The sequence below is a fragment of the Paenibacillus massiliensis subsp. panacisoli DSM 21345 genome (assembly GCF_000426545.1).
Taxonomy (GTDB): domain Bacteria; phylum Bacillota; class Bacilli; order Paenibacillales; family Paenibacillaceae; genus Paenibacillus; species Paenibacillus panacisoli.
This window is the reverse complement of record NZ_AUFO01000010.1, coordinates 169,165-189,391: the sequence shown is the minus strand read 5'-3', so window position 1 is coordinate 189,391 and position 20,227 is coordinate 169,165. Positions and strand designations below refer to the sequence as shown.

16 protein-coding genes are annotated in these 20,227 nt (G+C 49.7%); 1 reads left to right on the top strand and 15 read right to left on the bottom strand.

What is annotated here, in order from left to right; all coding sequences use genetic code 11:
• Positions 1-116: 116 nt before the first annotated feature.
• From K331_RS0109065 to K331_RS0109005, 13 genes are all read right to left on the bottom strand, one after another.
• Positions 117-1,022 carry a serine/threonine protein kinase gene (locus K331_RS0109065; RefSeq protein ID WP_028590048.1) on the bottom strand — a complete coding sequence of 302 codons (906 nt, stop codon included), beginning with the start codon at positions 1,020-1,022 and terminating at the stop codon, positions 117-119.
• Positions 1,023-1,532: 510 nt separating this feature from the next.
• On the bottom strand, positions 1,533-2,780 hold the full coding sequence (locus K331_RS0109060; protein WP_028590047.1) for an L-lactate MFS transporter: 1,248 nt from the start codon (positions 2,778-2,780) through the stop codon (positions 1,533-1,535).
• A 230-nt stretch (positions 2,781-3,010) separates the two neighbouring features.
• Positions 3,011-3,781, bottom strand: coding sequence for a LytR/AlgR family response regulator transcription factor (locus tag K331_RS0109055; protein WP_028590046.1), 771 nt, complete (start codon positions 3,779-3,781; stop codon positions 3,011-3,013).
• Positions 3,778-5,436: a sensor histidine kinase gene (locus tag K331_RS0109050; protein WP_028590045.1), complete on the bottom strand. Its 1,659-nt coding sequence runs from the start codon at positions 5,434-5,436 to the stop codon at positions 3,778-3,780. Before K331_RS0109050 ends, K331_RS0109055 begins: the two co-directional genes overlap by 4 nt.
• A 265-nt stretch (positions 5,437-5,701) precedes the next feature.
• Positions 5,702-7,114 carry a M14 family zinc carboxypeptidase gene (locus K331_RS0109045; RefSeq protein ID WP_051289735.1) on the bottom strand — a complete coding sequence of 471 codons (1,413 nt, stop codon included), beginning with the start codon at positions 7,112-7,114 and terminating at the stop codon, positions 5,702-5,704.
• Between the two features lie 14 nt (positions 7,115-7,128).
• Complete coding sequence (locus tag K331_RS0109040; RefSeq protein ID WP_028590043.1) at positions 7,129-8,733, bottom strand: ABC transporter substrate-binding protein; 1,605 nt, start codon at positions 8,731-8,733, stop codon at positions 7,129-7,131.
• Between the two features lie 127 nt (positions 8,734-8,860).
• Entirely contained in the window at positions 8,861-9,727 is an 867-nt protein-coding gene (locus tag K331_RS0109035; RefSeq protein ID WP_028590042.1) for an ABC transporter ATP-binding protein, read from the bottom strand.
• Positions 9,717-10,685, bottom strand: coding sequence for an ABC transporter ATP-binding protein (locus K331_RS29155; protein ID WP_156897631.1), 969 nt, complete (start codon positions 10,683-10,685; stop codon positions 9,717-9,719). Before K331_RS29155 ends, K331_RS0109035 begins: the two co-directional genes overlap by 11 nt.
• Positions 10,686-10,710: 25 nt before the next feature.
• Positions 10,711-11,532 (bottom strand): ABC transporter permease, encoded by an 822-nt coding sequence (locus tag K331_RS0109025; protein WP_028590041.1) that lies wholly within the window; start codon positions 11,530-11,532, stop codon positions 10,711-10,713.
• Between the two features lie 100 nt (positions 11,533-11,632).
• Complete coding sequence (locus K331_RS0109020) at positions 11,633-12,607, bottom strand: ABC transporter permease (protein ID WP_028590040.1); 975 nt, start codon at positions 12,605-12,607, stop codon at positions 11,633-11,635.
• Between the two features lie 216 nt (positions 12,608-12,823).
• On the bottom strand, positions 12,824-14,371 hold the full coding sequence (pruA, locus tag K331_RS0109015; protein WP_028590039.1) for an L-glutamate gamma-semialdehyde dehydrogenase: 1,548 nt from the start codon (positions 14,369-14,371) through the stop codon (positions 12,824-12,826).
• A 147-nt stretch (positions 14,372-14,518) separates the two neighbouring features.
• On the bottom strand, positions 14,519-15,709 hold the full coding sequence (locus K331_RS0109010; protein WP_028590038.1) for an ornithine--oxo-acid transaminase: 1,191 nt from the start codon (positions 15,707-15,709) through the stop codon (positions 14,519-14,521).
• A 14-nt stretch (positions 15,710-15,723) separates the two neighbouring features.
• Positions 15,724-16,647, bottom strand: coding sequence for a proline dehydrogenase family protein (locus K331_RS0109005; protein ID WP_028590037.1), 924 nt, complete (start codon positions 16,645-16,647; stop codon positions 15,724-15,726).
• Between the two features lie 302 nt (positions 16,648-16,949).
• On the opposite strand from K331_RS0109005, the gene K331_RS0109000 reads away from it, so the two are divergent.
• Complete coding sequence (locus tag K331_RS0109000) at positions 16,950-17,306, top strand: DUF1304 domain-containing protein (protein WP_028590036.1); 357 nt, start codon at positions 16,950-16,952, stop codon at positions 17,304-17,306.
• A gap of 515 nt (positions 17,307-17,821) precedes the next feature.
• Here the strand turns inward: K331_RS0109000 and K331_RS0108990 are convergent.
• A complete protein-coding gene (locus K331_RS0108990) occupies positions 17,822-19,309 on the bottom strand; it encodes a CAP domain-containing protein (protein WP_028590035.1) in 1,488 nt (495 codons plus the stop codon).
• A 223-nt stretch (positions 19,310-19,532) separates the two neighbouring features.
• Positions 19,533-20,045 (bottom strand): peptide-methionine (S)-S-oxide reductase MsrA, encoded by a 513-nt coding sequence (gene msrA / locus K331_RS0108985; protein WP_028590034.1) that lies wholly within the window; start codon positions 20,043-20,045, stop codon positions 19,533-19,535.
• Between the last annotated feature and the right edge of the window lie 182 nt (positions 20,046-20,227).

Here is a 20,227-nt window from a genome sequence, read left to right as displayed (position 1 = left end):
CGATTGTAACAACGGTCCGTTCACGGAGCGTCACCCAGAAAGCCTACGTATATCCTACGTAAAAACAAGGCTGACCCAAGCAGCCATTTCATAGCTTTTGGCAATCCAAGCCATGATCAGGTTCGGTGAATCAGGCGTCGCGGACTACCTCTATGCAGCAGATATTCAGCACGCAGCGCCGCCTTGAACCATCGAAGGGAACGAAAGCGCTTATCTGCTTGCAGACGTAGGCCACGCCGGATGACGAAGGGCAGTGGGGACACGCCCATTCGCATAGGCTCCAGCTTGTCCTTGAACAGCCGACCAGGGACATCTGGCGGCGGCGAGCCATTGCAGCAGTAATACATCGTGGCAGCCAGACTGTATATGTCCGATACTGGCCCTTGACGGGAACGATTCGAATAGAACTCCAATGGCGAGAAGCCTGCTGAGGTGAAGATCGGATGCTCCTTGCGCTCATAGCGAGCAGCCGAGCCGAAGTCCAGTAGCTTCACCTGACCATCTTCACGAACCATAATATTCCCTGGCTTGATATCACGGTGAATGATGCCTTGGGAGTGAACGTAGTCCAACGCATCAATTAACGGCAGCAAGGTGTTGTATAGGAAGGCTCCATCAGCTTGCTTGCCTTGCAGACGAATCAATTCATCCAGTGTATGACCCGGGCAGTATTCCATGACACAATAGGCCGTACCGTTCTCCTCAAAATGGTCGATGTATTGGACAACTCCCGGATGCTCCAGGCTATGCAGAATTTCAGGCTCCTGCAGGAAGTGCTGCAGAAACTCAGCATATTTCGGTTTCAGCAGCAGTGAGGGACAGCTGACCGTACGCTTGTCCTGACTTCGAACAGCCAGAGCGTTCGGATAGAATTCTTTGACAATGACCTTCTCCCGATCCTTCAGCCTTCTAGCTGTATAAATAATCGACAATTCACTGACTGACAGCACCGAGCGAATTTGATATGTATGACGAAGCTTTGTATTTCGGGGAAGTGCATTCCCTTCCAACTCCAGATTCATTCCACGTCCTCCCGCTTGGCGATTTGATGTTGACCTCCGTTGATGTTATCTCAAATTCTTTCATCCAGCTTCCGGGAAGTCAAGAGGAAAAATAACAGCGCTAGCAATATTATCTGACAATCGCGCAGCTATCCATGATCAGAGCTACATCAACTGCAAGATGTTGTAAACGGTCTACAACCCGAGCCGTACAGATAACTCCGCTTCATAAATAAACGCAATGCCATATCAATAATTTACAGTTGGTACAATTGGGTGCAAAATGGAACCTGTATCCTTATTCTTTTTCGGCAGTTTAAGCTAAATTTTTTAGTGGGGTGAAGTGTGTAGCATGATGACAACTTGTACCTCAACCTCCACTAGTATACAAAAAAGCTACACCCTCGGGCTTAAAGCCTCCGGGAGCAGCTTCTGATTTTCCACTCTTCCGCTCATTCGACATACTTGCTATGCTCTCTATCTATATATCTACATATCACTCTTGTCGCTTATTCTCTCTCTCTAGTTGTCTTATCCCAGCTTCGTATCGGGTCTCATCCGGCGCAGGGCTCCAGATTTTCCCCGGCTCTCCTTAGGCTGTATTCGCTGACCTGGGGGATGTAAAAATAGGGAAATGACGAAGGATATCACGCATAGTACTGCAATTACTGTGAAGGTAGGCACGAAGCCACCCAGCCAGGCTGCCAGAAAAGATCCCGTTAGTGCGCCAAGTCCGAAGCCCTGATACACGATGCCATAATTCTTGCTCTGGTGCTTCAGACCGAAGAAATCTGCCACGATAGCTGGAAAGACGGTAATATTACCACCAAAGCAGAAGGCGATAGCCGCCACGCAGCCGAAGAACAGTCCGAAATTCAGTTGTACGGTACTCAGAATCCCTACACTAATGGCGGTAACGAGTAACGTACCTGCGATTACCTTCATACGACCAACCTTATCAGATAATGCACCCAGAATGATGCGACCTGAGGTATTGAAAATAGCTACCATAGCTACAGCATTTGCAGCTGTCGCCACATCCAGACCCGCCAGACTGACCCCAATGTCCTTCACGACACCAATGAGATACAGGCCGCTCATGCAGGCTGTGAAGAAGATGATGAACAGTAGATAAGCCTGCTTCGTCTGCAGCATTTCCTTAACCGTATAATTCCGCCCCACCGCGGCTTGACCCGGAGCAGCTGCAGGAGCCACAGCAGCTTCGCGAATAAGGAATGAACCGCCTGCAATCATCACCGTCACGATCAGCCCCCAGAACAAGAAGGCCTGCGAAGGTCCCACCTGCTGTAGCAGGGCTCCGTTAATATATTTGAATAACAGACTTCCTGTACCATAGGCCCCCACCGATACTCCTGAGATGAGTCCCTTGCGATCCGGGAACCATTTGATGAGATTCGATAAGATCGTGATATACGCGGTTCCATCGGCATAGCCTACGACTACTCCTGCCAGCAGGTACAAGCCGATCAGTGAGGACACCTGCGAGCTAAGCATAAGTCCAGCACCAAGCACCAGTCCTGCCGTGAGAATCAGACGTGACAGTCCCCAACGCTCCTGAAGCTTGCCAGCGAACAGCGTTGCGAACGCCAGGGCAAAGCTCGTAATGGAAAATGTAATGGCCACAGAGCTAAGCTCCCAGCCGAATTGGTCAGCGAGCGGTTGATTGAACAGGCTCCACGTATAAATAGTGCCCAGACCCATCTGCACAATAATCGTCCCTAGTATTATCAACCAGCGTTTGTCTTGCTTGGATGTCATAGCCATCTCCTCTTTCCGACAAAATTCGGTTCGTAAGAGGAATGCTTCCATCCCTGATTGCATGACTGCTGAATGCGGTATCATTTCCCGTGAAAATCTCGTCAATCATCGCTTATCCTGATGATGCATCATCACGTATCCGAATTCCTCTTACCTCCGCAGTATAACGCTGAAGCAAGAGTTACGACTGTCTGATGCATGAAATGCCACAAATCAGGAATGAAATGCACTCAGAGCTGCATCAACTGCCGGAACTCCTTCGCCTTGCTACGACTCACCGGAATTTCTGCCTTCAGATCTGTCAGTCGTAGCAGATAGGTATGATTGAACCAGGGTACGATCTCGTGGATTTTGGACAGATTCACGGAATAGGAGCGATGGCAGCGAAAAAAGACTCCCTGTGACAATCGTCCATGAAACTCGGAAATGCTCATCGGCATCGTAAATTCCTCGTTCCGGGTGTAGACCAGTGTGACCTTCTCGCTAGCGACTGCATAATAGATATCATCAATGTCCGTCACAATGATGTTCTCATTCTTCCACAGATTCATGCGGGCAGATGCCATTCCGCCCTTCTCAGGTTGAGCAGTTCCTTTCGGAGCCGCCTCGGCTGTTGATTCAGGCAAGAGGGCATGGTCACGTGCATAGGTACTCTCCAGTCGTGCCAGCATGGCTGCAATTCGCTTCTCATCATAAGGCTTCAGAATATAATCGAAGGCCTCCAGCTCGAAGGCTTGGGCCGCATGCTCTTTATATGCAGTAGTAAAAATGATATAGGGCTTCTTCGCGAATTTGCTGATATGGCTTGCCAGCAGCATTCCATCGAGGAAGGGGATGTTGATGTCAAGAAATATGGCGTCGACCTCATGATCCTGCAGGTACTTCAGCACATCAAGCCCATCCTCCAGACAGGCAGTTATCTCCAGACTGCTGTGCGTCTTGATCAGGTATTCCAGCTCCTGGCGGGCTGGTCTCTCGTCCTCTACAATAATCGCTCTCATGAATTCTCCTTTGGAATGTCAAAATAAATCTCGGTACCAGGCGACAGACGCCGAATGGCAAGTCCTTCCCCATACATGAGCTTCACCCGCTGATGCACATTGTACAGTCCAATCTGCTGTGCAGGCACCTGCTCCTGATAGAGGTTGGTAATGACCTCCTCTGGGATACCGATTCCTGTATCTTGAACACTGATGCGCACATGATTCTCATGCTCCTTGACGGATATTTTCACAGATCCTGGTCCTCTACTCTTCAGAATTCCGTGATTAATGGCATTCTCCACGAGCGGCTGAATAAGCAGACTCGGGATCTGGACATGCACCTCATCCAGGTCGTACTCAACCTCCAGCCTGCTGAAGCGAGCCTTCTCAATCTCTACATAATCCTTGACCTGCTGCAGCGCAACCTGAATGTCAATGCGCTCATCCGTCAGCTCCAGATTATAGCGCAGGAACCCCGACAAATTAATAATGAGCTCACGGGCCTTGTCTGGCCTCGTACGAGTTGTCGCAGCGATGGCATTGAGCGCATTGAACAGGAAATGAGGATTGATCTTTGTCTGCAGTGCCTTCAGCTCCGCTCTGTTCGCCTCCGCCTTGATCTGCTCCACACGAGATACCTCCATTAAGGTCGAGATGATCTGGGATAGACCCACAGCCATCGTCTGCAGCGGATAAGTGATACGGTAAGCCTTCTTGTAGTAAATTTTGAGTGTGCCCGTCACTTCTCCTCGTTCCTGCAGCGGAATGACCAGCAACGATTGGATTTGCGGGGTCTGATCGTCGGCAATATGATTATGGATAGCGATCTGACCACTGCGAATGACTGCTTTGGTCACGTCGCTGCCGATCTGATGACCATTCTGGTAGCGCTCCTCTCCGAAACCTACATAAGCCAATACATTATGGGCATCGGTGATGGCCACTGCATCAGCCATGATGTCCTGCTTAATGATACTGCAGATGGTCCGCAGTGACTCACTGTCGATGGACCGGAAATACGGAAGTGTCTTATTCGCGATATCCAGAGCAAGCTTGGCTTGTCTCGCCGCGATCATCTCCTTCTCCCCCTCCACACTCTGCACGAGGAGCACGATGAAGCCCACACTGACCTGACCGATAATCATCGGCAGACTAATTCTGGACACAATGTCCAGACCTAACGAATAAGGCTCTGCCATCATCAGGATCAGCAGCATAGTGAGCCCCTCACAGACCATCCCTACTGCGATCCCTGCAATCCAGCGTCGTTCTTTGGGGACACGTCGATTAATGACACCAGATACCAGCCCGGCCATAATACTCGTAATCAGACAGGGGATCGAGGTTACTCCTCCAATATCAATCAAGTAACGATGCACTCCAGAGACAAGTCCAGTCATGATTCCCACCCAAGGACCGAACAAAATACCACCCGACATGATTGCAATAATTCTGACATTCACGAGCGAGCCTTCCACTTCAATGCCTGAATAGGTACCGAACAGGGCGAACGCGCAGAAGATAGCCGTCAGAATCGCAAGCTCCCCAGGCGAATGCTTGTCCCGTTGCAGGGTCTCCTTGAATCGCGGAATACGGGTCATGAAGAACAAGCAAATGAGCAGCAGTGCGGCCCGCTCGAACAATTTCAGCAGCATTTCCAATGTATCATTCACTTCAAGGATGCCTCCCGGATCAACAATTAATAACCCGTCCCTGACCAGTAGTGTCGGGAACGGGCTTCTTCTTCTGTACTCAAGCATAGCATGAACAGAACGATAGGGACCAGCCTATTTTAGTTATGCTTTATAGCTATGCTAATATGATGACTTTTGTTTAAAAGTAAGAACCTTCAACATTTCTAGTAGCATCCTTAGAGTATATTCCGTATTTGCTTACTGTGAAGAGCTTCTGACGATATGTTATTAAGTACTGATCCTCTTAGGTGCTCCTACCTTCATGCTTAGATCGTACCTCTGCTGATACAATCAGACCGCATTCAATCTGAATGCGAACCAGCTTTTGAATCGGAATGACTGTGTAATCCATAGCTTGCTCCAGCTGCTCGCACAGCTCACATAGCTTCTCTAGCCCCTTCTGCCTTGCTGTCGTTAGTGTCTGAAGAGCTACCTTATCCACGCAAGGTTCTAAAGAGCCACGAGACAGGTGCTCTAGCTCAAAGTCACAGGCACGAATAACCAGACCGAGAGCAAGCCCGTAATAAAAGGAGGCCACCTCAAGGTTAGTGAACAGCTGTGATACCGTCGCGGGACGATAGGCATCCGGGAGATTCTCAGCCCATTTCAGCTTGGCCGCACCGTCTTGTCCACCCTGCAGCAATATTTGCTCCACCAGCTTCGCAAATGGATTGTGTCCCTGAAGCAATCGACGTACATTCCTTAGAATATCCTCCAGGTTCTGCTGCTCCCTCTGACTCTGTTCAACATGCTGTCGGATGGCCTCAACCCTTGTAACCTCGCTATCTTTCACATTTTCTACCCGTGGATCAAAAAAATAAGGCAGCTCTGTTAGGAGCGTCACACAATCTCCTGTTCGCGTCAGGACGTAATCTGCGCTGCTCGTACCACAATCAAACGCCGCAGGATTGCCACCATATTGCTCCAGATAATCGTAGGCCTGTCCGGCACTTAAATGATGATAGATCGCAGGGGCATACTCGATAACCGAGGGCGATTCGGGCTCCCCCATACTAATGGGTACCTGCTGTCTGCGAGTAGCCCTGTACAAAGCTTCGTATATAGACGGCATAGGCTCAGACAAATACCAATAAGCGCCCCCAAAGCCTGTATTGTGCAAGGAATACATGAATTTGGGCTGTGTTTCCTCTATCAGTCTCATGAGCACCTCTGTCTCAGGCAACGGACTGTCGAAATCCAAGGTCTTATGCTTCACCGGAAAGGTCCATTCCACCTGCTCGGTGCCGACTGGGCGGAAATAATGGCGCATGTAATGGTAAAGATTGAAGGGACCCTTGAACCAGCCTTCATTCAATTTTGTCCCATCAGGATCAATGCATTTGATCATGTACCACGTATACCCCAGTTCCTCCCGCAGCTCTTGATCCTCTGCCAGCAGACGTGAAAAATATTCTATGCTCATGGCCCCAATGGGTTCATTAGGATGAGGGCATGCGAAGCATAGTGCATTCAGTCTCCCGTTCCCAATGCGCAAACAGAGAATGGGATGACCTTGTCTTGACACGCCCGCCTTGAAAACTTTGACCACATCTGGGTACTCCTCAGCTAACCTACGGGTACTCGCATCCAGCTCATCCACCGTCATAAAGGCCTGATAATCAGGTACACCTTCCAGAATCCGCTTCATATCAACCATACGGTCCGTCTCCTTTAATCTTGTATCATGCGCACATAGTTGTATTCACTGAACCCTGTATATCCTACTGCCTCTGCAGAAGCTGGATCTCCCTTGACGTATTCATGCACCGGATTCATGCTTATCCACTCCGAGACTGGATAGATCGGCATATCCTCAGACAATATCCTCTGTACCTCTTCGTAATGAACTTTGCGTGTCGTTGGAGCAATGAGCAATGCCGCCTGTTGGAGTGCCTCATCCAATTTTGCATTGCTATATCCCATAATATTGTTCGAGCCACTGGTGCTGACACGATTGGCAATGGCCCCTACATCCGGACCTTGATAGCCTCCCAGCATACTCATATCATAATTGCGACCTTGAACCACTTCCTCCTGCCAGGCAGCATACTCCTTCACCTCGATCTGGACATGAATGCCTGCCTGCTGAAGCTGATCCTTAATAACCGTCGCTATATCCGAAAATGTCCCATCCTGAAACAGCTTGAAGGTAATAGTTAAGTAATTACCTTTCGCATCCGGCTTCAGTCCTGCCTGCTCCAGCATTCGACCTGCTTCTGCCGGATCGTACTCCGGGAGCTTATACTTCTCGCTCAGCGCCCATGAATACACAGGTGACAGGAAGGAACTCGATGCCTGCCCTTGTCCTTTCATTGCTTTGTTAACAATCTCCTCGTTATTCAGGGCGTAAGCTATAGCTCGACGGACCTCTGGCTGATCAAAGGGAGGCTTTGCCGTATTGAAGACGAGATAATACCTGGAAGGGAAGACTTTCTTGGTAATGTTAATATCCCCGCGTTCCTCCATGCGTGTGACTTCCGTGATGGGTGGGTCTGTACCGAATATATCGAGTTCGCCATTGTAGAACGCCTGTACCATAGTATTAGGATCAGGCATGATGGAGAATACCAGACGGTCAACGGACGGAATCTGGCCAAAATATTGCTCATTGCGCTCCAGAATCAGCTTGACTCCTGGCGTATATTCCTTGAATTTGAACGGCCCTGTACCGATAGGAGAAATACGGGTGCCTGAGTCCCATTGCTCGCCCTGATAGATATGCTCAGGCATAACGAATGTAGCATACCATGCCAGATAGCCGAGGAAGGTTGCATCTGGATGCTTCAGGGTGAGTATAACTGTGTGTTGGTCTGGTGTACGGACCGATTGAAGGCTACTCAGATTGTCAACCGCTGCACCTTTTTGCTCCATAATCGAATCCAGTGTAAATTTCACATCCTGCGAGGTGAACGGCTGTCCATCATGCCAGACGACTCCCTCCTGCAGCTCGAAGGTGATTTCTTTGCCATCCTCAGATACCGTCCATGACCTGGCCAGATCAGGAATGATTTCTTGATTATTATTCAATTTAATAAGACGGCTGTAAATATTTTGAGCAGGAGCATAGAAATAGTCATCTGGACGCGCATCTGGGTTGAACGTCTGTGGCTCTCCCGGCATCCCAATAACCACGGTGTTACTACGGTCTGGTTGTCCCGCTAACTTTTCATCTTGTCTAACTTCACCAGCTTCATCCATGGGGCTCCCACTACTGCAGCCTGTCACAAGCATAAGCATGCCAATTACCAGCCAGCTGCGAATCATCAATACTCCCATCCTTCAGATCTCACTCCTTTATTAGCATTACATAGAGCCATTCAAGGACACCATCCTGAAAAAAGTTGCAAACAGCGGTCGCTTCGTCACATGATCGTATGTTTCTGCTCCATCTGTCGGCTTAAGCTCATCCAAGTCTAGCGGCAGACAGCAGCGCTTGCGTATAGGGATGCTTAGGCGTCTCAAGCACCTCTTTGGCAGCACCGATCTCCACGATCCGGCCTTGGCTCATGACGCCCACGCGATCAGCCAGCCAGCGGGCAGCTCGGATATCATGACTAATGAAGATCATGCTCATCTGCTGACTGCGGACAAGGTTCACAAGCATTCGCATCATATCCGCCCGGATAGATACATCGAGCATGGACAATGGCTCATCTGCAAGCAGCACCTGCGGTTGAAGCAGCATAGAGCGTAAAATGGAGATACGCTGTAGCTGACCGCCAGATAACTCATGGGGATAACGGTATATATACTCATGAGCAGGGTTAATTCCATATCGTTTCATATGGTCAATACATTGGTGAAGCCTTTCGTCATCACTGGCACCGATTTGGTGAAGCCTTAGAGTATCTAGCAGAATAGCAGCTATGTTAAGCCGCGGATCGAAGGTATCAAATGGATTTTGGAAAATCAGCTGCACCCGGCGTCGGAACGCCAGTCGATCTCTGCGATAGACGACCGGTACGGGTTCACCTCCCAGCTCAGTCCAGCCCGCGCTGGGATGATCAAGTCTAGCCAATAGCTTGGCAAGTGTAGACTTGCCACTTCCACTCTCCCCGATCAAGGCAAGAATCTCTCCCTCGTACAGCGAGAAGCTAACCCCTTCCAAAGCCTTCTTCCATAGCAGCTTCTTCATGCTCTCCCTGCTTCCTCCACCCACCCACGACAGCAGACTATTCTTATTGCGTAATCGGAAAACCTTCGTGAGGTGAAATGCCTGTAAAATGACTCGTCGATCTGATTCTTGTAATGTCGCCTCGTTATACTCCATGACAAGCCACACGCCTTGTGCTGGAATACCACTGTTCCTTCGGCTGATATTCTAGACATGTGGAAGTTACATACGAACAGCGTCCAGCATATACGCAGCCACGAGGTGATGAATCCATGTCAGTCAGTATTTCAGGCATAGCCCCATGCATTGGACGTGGAGTACACTCTTCGTCTGTGCCGTGAGCGAAAGCCAATGAATTTATCAAATCCTGTGTATACGGGTGAAGGGGTCTCTGAAGCACCTCGGTCACAGATCCGTATTCCACAAGCCGTCCATCATACATCACAGCCACGTTGTTGCAGGATGTCGCCACGACCGACATGTCATGAGTTATCATCATTCGGGATATTCCGTGCGCGCGCTCCATTTGCAATAGCATCTGCAAAATATACTCCTGCGTGATTGCATCCAGCGCCGTAGTGGCTTCATCCATAATGAGTAGCTTCGGTCTGTGCATAAGACCAAGTGCAATGGAGACACGCTGTAGCATCCCTCCAGATAGCTCGTGAGGATATTGGTAATAGACTGGGCTGGACAGACGTACCAGACTCAGTAATTCCATGATATTGGCCTTGAGCTGTTTTTTGCTCAACTCTGGTTCATGCTGCCGTAGAATATCTGACAATTGCCATCCAATGCGATGCACCGGACTAAGCACATTCATGGATTGCTGGGGCACAACAGCGATCTCCTTCCAACGGATACGAGCTAGTTGCTCCTCAGACATCCTAAGAAGATCCATTCCTTTGAATCGTATATCTCCTTCTACTTGCGTGAATTTATGTGGCAGTAACGCAGCACGGCCATGGCTAATGTTGTTTTGCCTGAACCTGATTCCCACGATTCCGATGGAATCCTGTTCGTCCAGCTTGAGCGAGACCTGCTCCACAGCAGTACTTGCCCTGGTACCCATGTGATAGGACACATACACTTCCTTTAGCTGCAGCAATGTCACCTCATCTCCTCCCCCATCTTGCACCTCACAGTCTGCTCTCCTGTCTCGGATTTAGCAGCCGCTGAAGACCATCTCCGATCAGATAAAAGGATAAGACCGTCAGCATAATCATCAGACCTGGAGCTATTGAAATCCACCAGCCTGTGGTCAAATAGGCCTGTCCGCTATACACCATCCGCCCCCAGCTTATGGCACCAGCATCCCCTAGCCCCAGAAAGCTCAGGCTCGATTCCATAACGATGGCTGCAGAAATATTTGTGGTGGTATTGACCAGGACAGGAGCTATAGCGTTAGGGAGAATATGTCTGAAGAGAATGGCAGCACGGCTCTTCCCAATGGCTATCAGGCTTAACACGAAGGTTCGCTCTCTTAGCGACAGGGTCTGCGCCCTCATGATCCGTGCATTGCTGGCCCAGCTAGTGAGACCGATAACGAGCATCAAATGGACCATACTTCCACCGAACATCGCAACCACGATTAACACCAGGAAGAAGGTTGGAAGCATCAGAACCAGATTGTTCAGCTCCGACAGCACGATATCGATCCTTCCGCCATAATAGCCTGCTAGCCCTCCAACAACGGTTCCGATTACAGCAGAGACGGATGCCGCCACTAGCCCAACCAGTAATGAGGTTCGCGCGCCATACAAAAGCATACTGAAGATATCCCGTCCTAGTCCGTCTGTACCCATCCAATGCTCACGCCCCGGGGGAGCGATCAGCTCATCAGCTAGAGCAAATGGATCATGTGTGGCCAGCCATGGCGCACCGGCTGCCATGCACAGAATGATGCTCAGACCCGTCAGCCCTAGTCGAAGCTGCAGTATACGACGAAATTGCAACAGCACTCTGCGATGCAAACCCTGTGGAGGTCCAGCTTGTCCACTTCGCTGAGAGGCAGCAATGCATTTCACACAGCCCGCATGTCATGCTTCCCTCCTTCATTCTTCATATAAATTGACCATAACGTATTCTGGGATCAATCCACGCGCTTACGATATCCATCAGCAGCATGGAGACGGCAACCGATATGGACAATATCAAATATAAGCCCATCAGCAACGGATAATCCCTGCGTGAAATGGCGTTCATCATGAAGCTACCCATACCTGGCCAAGAAAACACGATTTCCACCATAGCTACTCCTGTAACAATGAAAGCCAGACTCATCCCAAAGAGATGAATAGTAGGCAGAAGAGCATTCCGCAGTACATATTTGCGAAAAATCCGACTCTCCTTCATCCCTGTTGCACGCAGCATGAGGACATAATCTTCGGTCATGACCTGAAGCGCGGAAGCGCGGGCAATCCTAAAGAAATACGGCACATTACCCAAAATCAGGGTCAAGGCAGGTAAGCATAAATGACGTAATATATCCAAGACATATGTGAAGCCCTCATGCTCGGTCCGCATATCCACCATTCCAGCCGTTGGTAGCCATTGCAATGTAGATGCGAACAATAGAATACTCATCATGCCTAGCCAAAATGTGGGGATCGCATCGAATACATACGTTAAGGCACAAAGGATAGAATCCTGTCTTGAGCCTGCCCTACGCGCACAATACATGCCAAGAGCAGTACCGATCACGAGCGAGCATATCACTGTAGTAAGTGTCAGCAGCAGCGTTGGTCCCACACGTTCACGAATCATCTCAGCTACAGGCCTTCCGCTAAGTATTGATTCCCCAAGGTCACCTTGTAGCAGATTGGCGGCATAATATGTCAGTTGTGTCGTCATGGGCTGATCCAATCCATATTTGTCGCGAAGAGCTGCTTCGGCTTGCGGTGATGGGTTATCCTTTCCGGACAAGATGCGGATGGGGTCCCCAGGAGCCAAATAGGTCAGTGCAAAATTCAATACGATGGCAACGACTACAACCAGCGCTCCAGTCGCCAGCCTTCTTGATACATAGGTAACCAAGTGCTCTCCCCCTTACGACCCGAAAATGATGTGACACAAGATTCAGTGAGCAGCCCCTTGCGAGGGTCGTCTGCAGCGCCTTTTCTGTGCATAGCGAAATCCCCGACATTCTCGGCTGCCGGAGATTTCATTGTATGGAGATATTCACTTACAACAAGGTAATCATCCATTCTCAGAGCTCTGCACACTCGAATAGACGCAATAGCTTTTACATCCCTATAATAGTTCGGATACCAGCTTAAGCTGGGTGAACTGCAGCAAATAATCTGGTCCACCCGCTTTGGAATCTGTACCTGACATGTTGAAGCCGCCGAAAGGGTGTACGCCGACCAGCGCCCCTGTACATTTGCGATTAAAGTATAGATTTCCCACATGGAATTGCCTGCGTGCCAGCTCCAGATGGTCGCGATCACGGGAGAATACGGCCCCGGTCAGTCCATAATCTGTCCCATTAGCAACCTCAAGGGCTTGCATGAAGCTATCTACCTTGCTAAAGGCTAATACCGGTCCGAAGATTTCCTCCTGCATCAGCGCAGCAGTCGGAGATACGTCGGCAAAGATCGTAGGCTCTACAAAATAGCCACCCTCCCCGGCCTTGCCCCCACCTGCAACGAGCCTTCCCTCCATATGTCCCTGCTCAATATACTTCAGTATGCTGTTGTAGGCCGCAGCATCAATAACAGGCCCCAGCGAGCTGCTAGCATCCAGAGCATCTCCTACCTGAAGGGCCAGTGTAAGCTCCGTACAGCGTGCTAAAACCACATCATACACGTCAGCATGTACGATGGCCCGTGAGCAAGCGGAGCACTTCTGACCCGAGAATCCAAAAGCCGAGGCCACAATTGCACGTGCAGCAGCCTCCAGTTCAGCTGAGTCATCCACGATAATCGCATCCTTGCCACCCAGCTCGCCCACGAATCGCTTCAACCATTTTTGCCCCGGCCCTGTCCGGGCGGATTGCTCGAATATCCGTAGCCCCACCTCTCTGGAGCCTGTAAAAGAGACGAAGCGAGTCAAAGGATGGGATACCAGCAGATCACCAATCTCCGCGCCACTTCCGGGGAGATACTGCACGACCCCTGACGGCATCCCCACCTCCTCAAGCAGCTCCACGAACTTATAGGCGATTACTGGCGTTGCGCTGGCAGGCTTCAACACGACCGTATTACCCGTCACGACAGCAGCCATCGTCATGCCAGCCATAATTGCAAGCGGGAAATTCCACGGTGAGATCACTACGCCAACACCAAGCGGAATATACTGAAGCTGGTTATCCTCACCAGAATACGGGATCAATCTCGCCGTAGCACACGCATCCATGTCCAATGCCTGCCGTGCGTAGTACTCCATGAAATCAATGGCTTCTGCAGTATCCGCATCGGCTTCGGCACGGGTCTTACCAGCCTCCAGCATTAACCAGGCTGTGAATTCATGCTTGCGACGGCGCAGAGCTGCCGCGGCCTTCAGTAGCAGTCGAGCCCGTTGCTCCACAGACACACGGGACCAGGATTCGAATACTACAGCTGCATGCTGAAGCGCCTCCTCCGCAAGTCCTGCATCGGCCTTGGAGACACGGCCTACGACTTCTGCCGGGCGGGAAGGATTAAGCGAATCGAAGGTCTCTGTCTCAATGCGCCTGCCCCCCACGATCAGCGGATAAATCTGACCTATGTCTGTTCGTGCCAGCCTGACGGCTTCTTCGAGGGCCATGTGTTGTGCGGATAGCGTGAAATCCGTGAAGGGTTCTGGGCGATAGGGGATCATTGCTCATAACCACCTTTCCATGAATATGGATTACAAAATGATAGCAGGTCCCCGTTACCTACGAGCATACCTGCATACCTGCTCGAACAATCGGCTTTTTGCCAGCAGGATTTCTGCTTATACAGCCCTTGACTTCCGGGCTTCTTACTATCTAAATAATTCCTCCACGCAATTGGCTGCGAAGTCCAGCTCCCCCTCCGTAATCACAAGCGGAGGAGCCAGACGAATGACCCGTTCATGCGTTTCCTTACATAGCAGACCTGTCTGCTGAAGTCGCTCACAGTAAGGTCTTGCAGGCCCCTTGGTCTCCACTGCGATGAATAGCCCACGACCACGTACCTCAACCAGCTCAGGATGCTGGATCTGTCTTAACCGCTTCAGCAGCAGCTCTCCCAATCGCAACGAGCGATCAGCGAGCTGTTCGTCTTCGATGACCTGCAGCGCAGCCACAGCTACGGCACTCGCCAGGGGATTTCCACCGAACGTAGAACCATGGGAGCCTGGCTCAAATACCTGCAGAATGTCCCGATTGGCTGCTACCGCCGAGACAGGGAGTACGCCGCCGCCCAGCGCTTTTCCTAACATGTACACATCAGGCTCGACCTGCTCCCAATCACAGGCAAAACGCTTGCCAGTACGTCCGAAGCCCGTCTGAATCTCATCTGCCATCCACAGAACCCCGTGCTCGGTGCAGAGATTGCGGACTTGCTGCAAGTAACCCTGCGGTGGAATGATGATCCCTGCCTCTCCCTGAATGGGCTCCATCAAAAAAGCAGCTGTATTAGGCGTGATCGCCTGCTCCAGAGCCCGTGCATCTCCGTAAGGGATGGGTTTGAAGCCCGGTATGAACGGGCCGAAATCCTGACGATAAGCTGCCTCGGAGGATAAAGAGGTTGCCGTCAATGTCCTGCCATGAAAATTCCCATGACATACAATAATCTCTGCTTGTTGATCCGATATGCCCTTCGTCCGATACCCCCAACGTCTAGCTGCCTTGATCGCTGTCTCAACAGCCTCCACACCCGTGTTCATGGGTAAAATCATTTCCTTGCCCGTGTAGGCTGTCAGCTTAGCAAGCAGCTCTGCAAGCGGCTCGTTGTAGAAGGCCCGTGAGGTGAGTGTCACACGCTCCGCCTGCTGCTTCAGTGCCTCAATGATCCGTGGATGTCGATGACCCTGGTTCAGTGCCGAATAGCCGCTTAGCATATCCATGTAGCGCCGACCATCCGGGTCCTCGACCCATACACCTTCGGCCTTCGCTATGACGATGGGCAGAGGGTGATAATTATGTGCTCCAAGCTGCTCTGTCTGCTCCATAATCTGTCTTGCCCGCCCCATGCCACCCACTCCTTTCAACGCCTGAATATCGACTTGAGCACAAATGTCAGATTTTCCGGCCGCTCGGCCATTCGACGCATAAAATACCCATACCATTCCGTTCCATAGGGCACATATACTCGAACCGTGTATCCTTCTGCAGCCAACTGCTGTTGTAATTGCGGACGAATGCCATATAACATTTGAAATTCAAAAGCTTGGTTAGAGATCCCTTGCTCGTGCACATAGGTGCGAACATACTCCAGAATTCCTTCATCATGAGTAGCCACTGCGGCATGATGCCCTTGATCCAGTTGCATCCGAATAATCCGCTTGAATTGATCATCCACCTCCTGCTTATCAGAGTAAGCGACTTCTGCAGCCTCCTTATAGGCTCCCTTCACCAGCCTGTAATTCGGAGCAAGCCGGGACAATCGCTCCATATCTTCAGCCGTTTTGCGAAGATATGCCTGTAGCACCAGTCCGACATGAGCTCCTCCGTACGCTTCGTATAGCTGCTCAAATATGGCGAGAGTAGCTTCGTTATGTGCATAGTCCTCCATATCCATGCGTACAAAGCCCCCGCAGCGCTTTGCCTCACCAACAATCCTTCTCATGTGCGCGATGCAGACCTCTCCCGGCAGATCAAGCCCCAGCTGTGTTAATTTGACGGACAGATTGGCCTGCACTCCCGTTCCTGCAATAGCCTGAATGCTTCGGATCGCCTCCGCAGCAGCTGCGGCTGCTTCTTCCTCACTCGCCACGAACTCTCCCAAATGGTCCAGGGTGGCCAGTATCCCCTGTTCATTCAATTCCCACACCTTCTGTAAAGCATCCTCCAATGTCTCTCCTGCGACAAAACGATCTGCCCCTAGCCGCAGTCCATGACTTCTGGCTAGACGGTTGGCTCTTTCACTTCTGGACAAATATAGCAGCGTATTGCGCAGCATGCTCTCCAGATCACCTCTTCTCCATCATCTGTTCATCCATCTGTCAACTGGTGTCAGCCCATCACCGGATTGCGATAGCCTATGCCTTACAGCATATGAGGCTTCATGCCGATTTATTGCAGACCAGGCTTGTCAGCTTTCTGTTATTTGTCATTGCTGCATGGATTTATTGCGAAGCTTAATGCTTGTATTCAATATAAGTTGAGAGTAATATATACAAGATGAGTTGGTAGCAATCCATTTGTTAGCAATCCATAAGGGGATTATTAGATTCATATTGTAAGCTTAATAGGAATAGGAGGAATCATTGTATGTTGGGAGCTATATTCGTAGGTCTTGTTGCAGCGCTTCATGTGTACATATTTCTGTTAGAGACCTTCTTCTGGACGACACCGCGGGCACGCAAGGCCTTCGCAACGACTCCAGAGTTCGCAGCACAGACCAAGACGCTTGCTGCCAATCAAGGGGTATATAATGCTTTTCTCGCGGCAGGTCTGATATGGGGGCTGGCTCATCCAGTAGCTAGTACTGGACAGCAGATTCAGGTCTTCTTCTTGCTTTGTGTGCTTGTGGCTGGCTTGTTCGGAGGCTTGACCTCCAAGCGCTCCATTCTGTTCGTACAGGCAATGCCTGCACTAGTTACATTGCTGTTGGTTTGGCTCACCTAGAGCCCTATACAACAAAACAGGCGTCAGATCTACAGCTTGGTAGCTGGTCTGGCGCCTGTGTAATTTTACACGACTAGTATGAAATTGAATGACGTGAAAGAGATTAATGAAACGAGTGACCTAGCAGATCATAGCAAAGATATGCATTATGATCCAGCTCCTCATGTTGCTTAGACCATACTGTGGAGCCCCACCATTCAAAAAAATGAACAAGCCAGTTCATCCAATCCCTCTCCTTCACCTTAAGCATCTTAGTCTTTTTAAACCAATAATCCCAACCTTTTTAGAAGGATTTTATCTTGTCTTTGGATATCTGTCAACAGATATCTGCTCCTTTTCAAATTGAGTCCTGATATCCGTTGAATTAGCAAACTACACATACACAACAATAGCCATGGCAAGCGCTTAGAGCTTCCATGGCTATTGTTGTAAATTATATTTATTCGTAAATACGATATAACGTCTGATCCGTATTGAGCAAATACTTATTCAAGCAATACTTATTTGAGCCATACTTATTCGAACGAATACGTAACGTCAGAATTGCTCGTCATATTAAGCAGATATGTCAATTGATCGCTAACGGACAGGTATACATTGAGCTCGGGAGCACCGAGATTAGGAACCGTCAGACTGAAGCGGCCCTGTTGATCCAGCTTAACACGTGTCGTCTGAATGAACGGCTCCTCAGGGGCAGCACCATGAATGCGCAGGGTGAATGTCTCATTGGCATACTTAGTGATTGTACCTCTGATCTTCAAGGTATGGTCTCCTGTATACTCGACCTGAACCAGTGGATTCGGCAGGTGATCTCCTGGTTGCTCCTCGCCTGGTGGCTGTTCTTCACCTGGAGGTTCTTCTCCAGGAGGCTGCTCTTCTCCTGGTGGCTGCTCTTCTCCCGGAGGCTGTTCCTCTCCAGGATCCGGACTACCATTCTCAACTGAGAAGAAACGAGTCTGATACGCGATATCTGCGGACGAACCGTTCTTCTTCTTCAAGCCAGTAATACGAATATTGAACGTATCCCCATCCTTCAGGGACTTGATTCCATCTGGACGGAAAATAACTCCATAACCAGAGCCATACCCATCGGGGCTCACGTTAAAGAAAGCCTTCCCTTGACCCGTTCCATTCTGATGCTGTGCTCCCAAAACCCAGGTGCGTTGATCAGAGGAACGAACGATCTCTACTTGTACACTGTTATTGGACGGCTTCGCAAAAACATCCGGGTTCAATTGTACAGACCAGGCTTGATTACTATTGAAGGCTTCAATAGGAAAAGCCCCTTTGTTCGGATACAAGCTGTAATTGTAATTAACCCTTCCGGAACGGCTGGTATCCAATACCTGCATGCTACTGTAATGGCTTGCATACGAGTTGTTTGGTCTAATCAGCGACGCAATGCCGAATCCAACCCGTTTCAGTTGTGGATTTAACACCCACCGACGATGGCCAAGATTAGCGATATTACTGGAGTCGGAATCATCCATGTAGGCATGCACGCTTTCCACTGCAAGATTTTTGCTAGAGCTGTAAGAAGCATACAGATTGGAAGTCGAAGCTGATTTGGCACCCAGATCGAAAAATTCCTTAGTCATACCTGCTGGCTGCGGAGGAAAATGGGTCAGGAAGTCAGCAGTAGAGACAAGAACAGCTCCATGCTGGGCTTGACGGTTCAGAGCGGAATCCAGCACAAGATCACTTGGTAGCCCTGTAAGAAAACGATAGAAATTGGATGCATTCAACGCTTGCTCCAAGTAACGCTCGTTAACAGCACCTGCAACGAAAGGATAACGTGTGGAAGGCTCCTCTGTATACAGAGGACCAGACACATTATCATCCATCCACAAGTTCCACTGCTGGATAATCTCTTGCTTGCTGCGCTCGGGCAGCAGGCTGTCTACAGAGCTTGCTTGTGCCACTGAAGAGTTCCAGAGCAGAAGCAGCATACCGACCAGCGGCAGCCCTAGCAATAGACGAAATGTTGTTTTGAGTCGAACCATGTAATTCAAATCTCCCTTCATTATGTCAATACTCAGTGTATATCGACATTTAAGGGAAAATTTGTTATATTATCTTTAAATTTTATTTGCTTGGATGCTGCCTCACATGATCCTACATACTGCTTCACATCACGCTCAAAGCTCTGAGCAAGCTCTGACATGCAAAAAAAACACAGCTGCATCCTGAGTAGATAGCACTGTGTTTTAATAGGTTGACTACAGATTACCAATGATTCTGAATGAACGAATCACGGCCTGACTTCTCCCGGTCTTCTTTGTAATGCTTCGGATTTTTCTTATGATAATCCTGATGGTAATCCGCTGCAGGGTAGAAGACCTCCGCTGACCGGATTTCTGTCACAATCGGCTGATCGAAGCGACCGCTGGCCGCAAGCTCCTGTTTGGATTGCTCGGCAAGCACGCGCTGCTCTTCATTGTGCACAAATATGGCTGTACGATACTGACTTCCCCGATCATGAAATTGCCCCTCTGCGTCCGTCGGATCAATCTGTACCCAATACAGCTCCAACAGCTTCGAATATGGAAAAACTTCATCATCATAAGTAATCTCTACGACCTCAAGATGGCCTGTCGTTCCTGTCTTTACTTCCTCATATGTAGGGTTATCGGTAGTGCCTCCCATATATCCAGACAAGATCCCATGAATGCCTGGCAGCTCATCAAATGGAGTTACCATGCACCAGAAGCATCCGCCGGCAAAGGTTGCCTTTTGTATCATACGATCAATCTCCTTCAGTTCCAACTTGATATGGTGTTTATCCTGCTTGGACACCATTGTACCATTTGGCTTCATCATTGTACCGTTCGGCTTCATCATTATAAGCGGATTCCATTCATAATTCCAAGCACGACATTCTCATTCATAGCAAAAAGACAGGCCAGCCAAGGAGTATCTCC

Bases quoted from the DNA above. Each gene is read 5' to 3' on its own strand.
- K331_RS0109010 (WP_028590038.1), bottom strand. From the start codon at position 15,709: ATGGGGCGGGCAAGACAGATTATGGAGCAGACAGAGCAGCTTGGAGCA.
- K331_RS0109065 (WP_028590048.1), bottom strand. From the start codon at position 1,022: ATGAATCTGGAGTTGGAAGGGAATGCACTTCCCCGAAATACAAAGCTT.
- K331_RS0109055 (WP_028590046.1), bottom strand. From the start codon at position 3,781: ATGAGAGCGATTATTGTAGAGGACGAGAGACCAGCCCGCCAGGAGCTG.
- K331_RS0109000 (WP_028590036.1), top strand. From the start codon at position 16,950: ATGTTGGGAGCTATATTCGTAGGTCTTGTTGCAGCGCTTCATGTGTAC.
- K331_RS0109060 (WP_028590047.1), bottom strand. From the start codon at position 2,780: ATGACATCCAAGCAAGACAAACGCTGGTTGATAATACTAGGGACGATT.
- pruA (WP_028590039.1), bottom strand. From the start codon at position 14,371: ATGATCCCCTATCGCCCAGAACCCTTCACGGATTTCACGCTATCCGCA.
- K331_RS0109035 (WP_028590042.1), bottom strand. From the start codon at position 9,727: ATGGAGTATAACGAGGCGACATTACAAGAATCAGATCGACGAGTCATT.
- K331_RS0109040 (WP_028590043.1), bottom strand. From the start codon at position 8,733: ATGGGAGTATTGATGATTCGCAGCTGGCTGGTAATTGGCATGCTTATG.
- K331_RS0108990 (WP_028590035.1), bottom strand. From the start codon at position 19,309: ATGGTTCGACTCAAAACAACATTTCGTCTATTGCTAGGGCTGCCGCTG.
- K331_RS0109045 (WP_051289735.1), bottom strand. From the start codon at position 7,114: ATGGTTGATATGAAGCGGATTCTGGAAGGTGTACCTGATTATCAGGCC.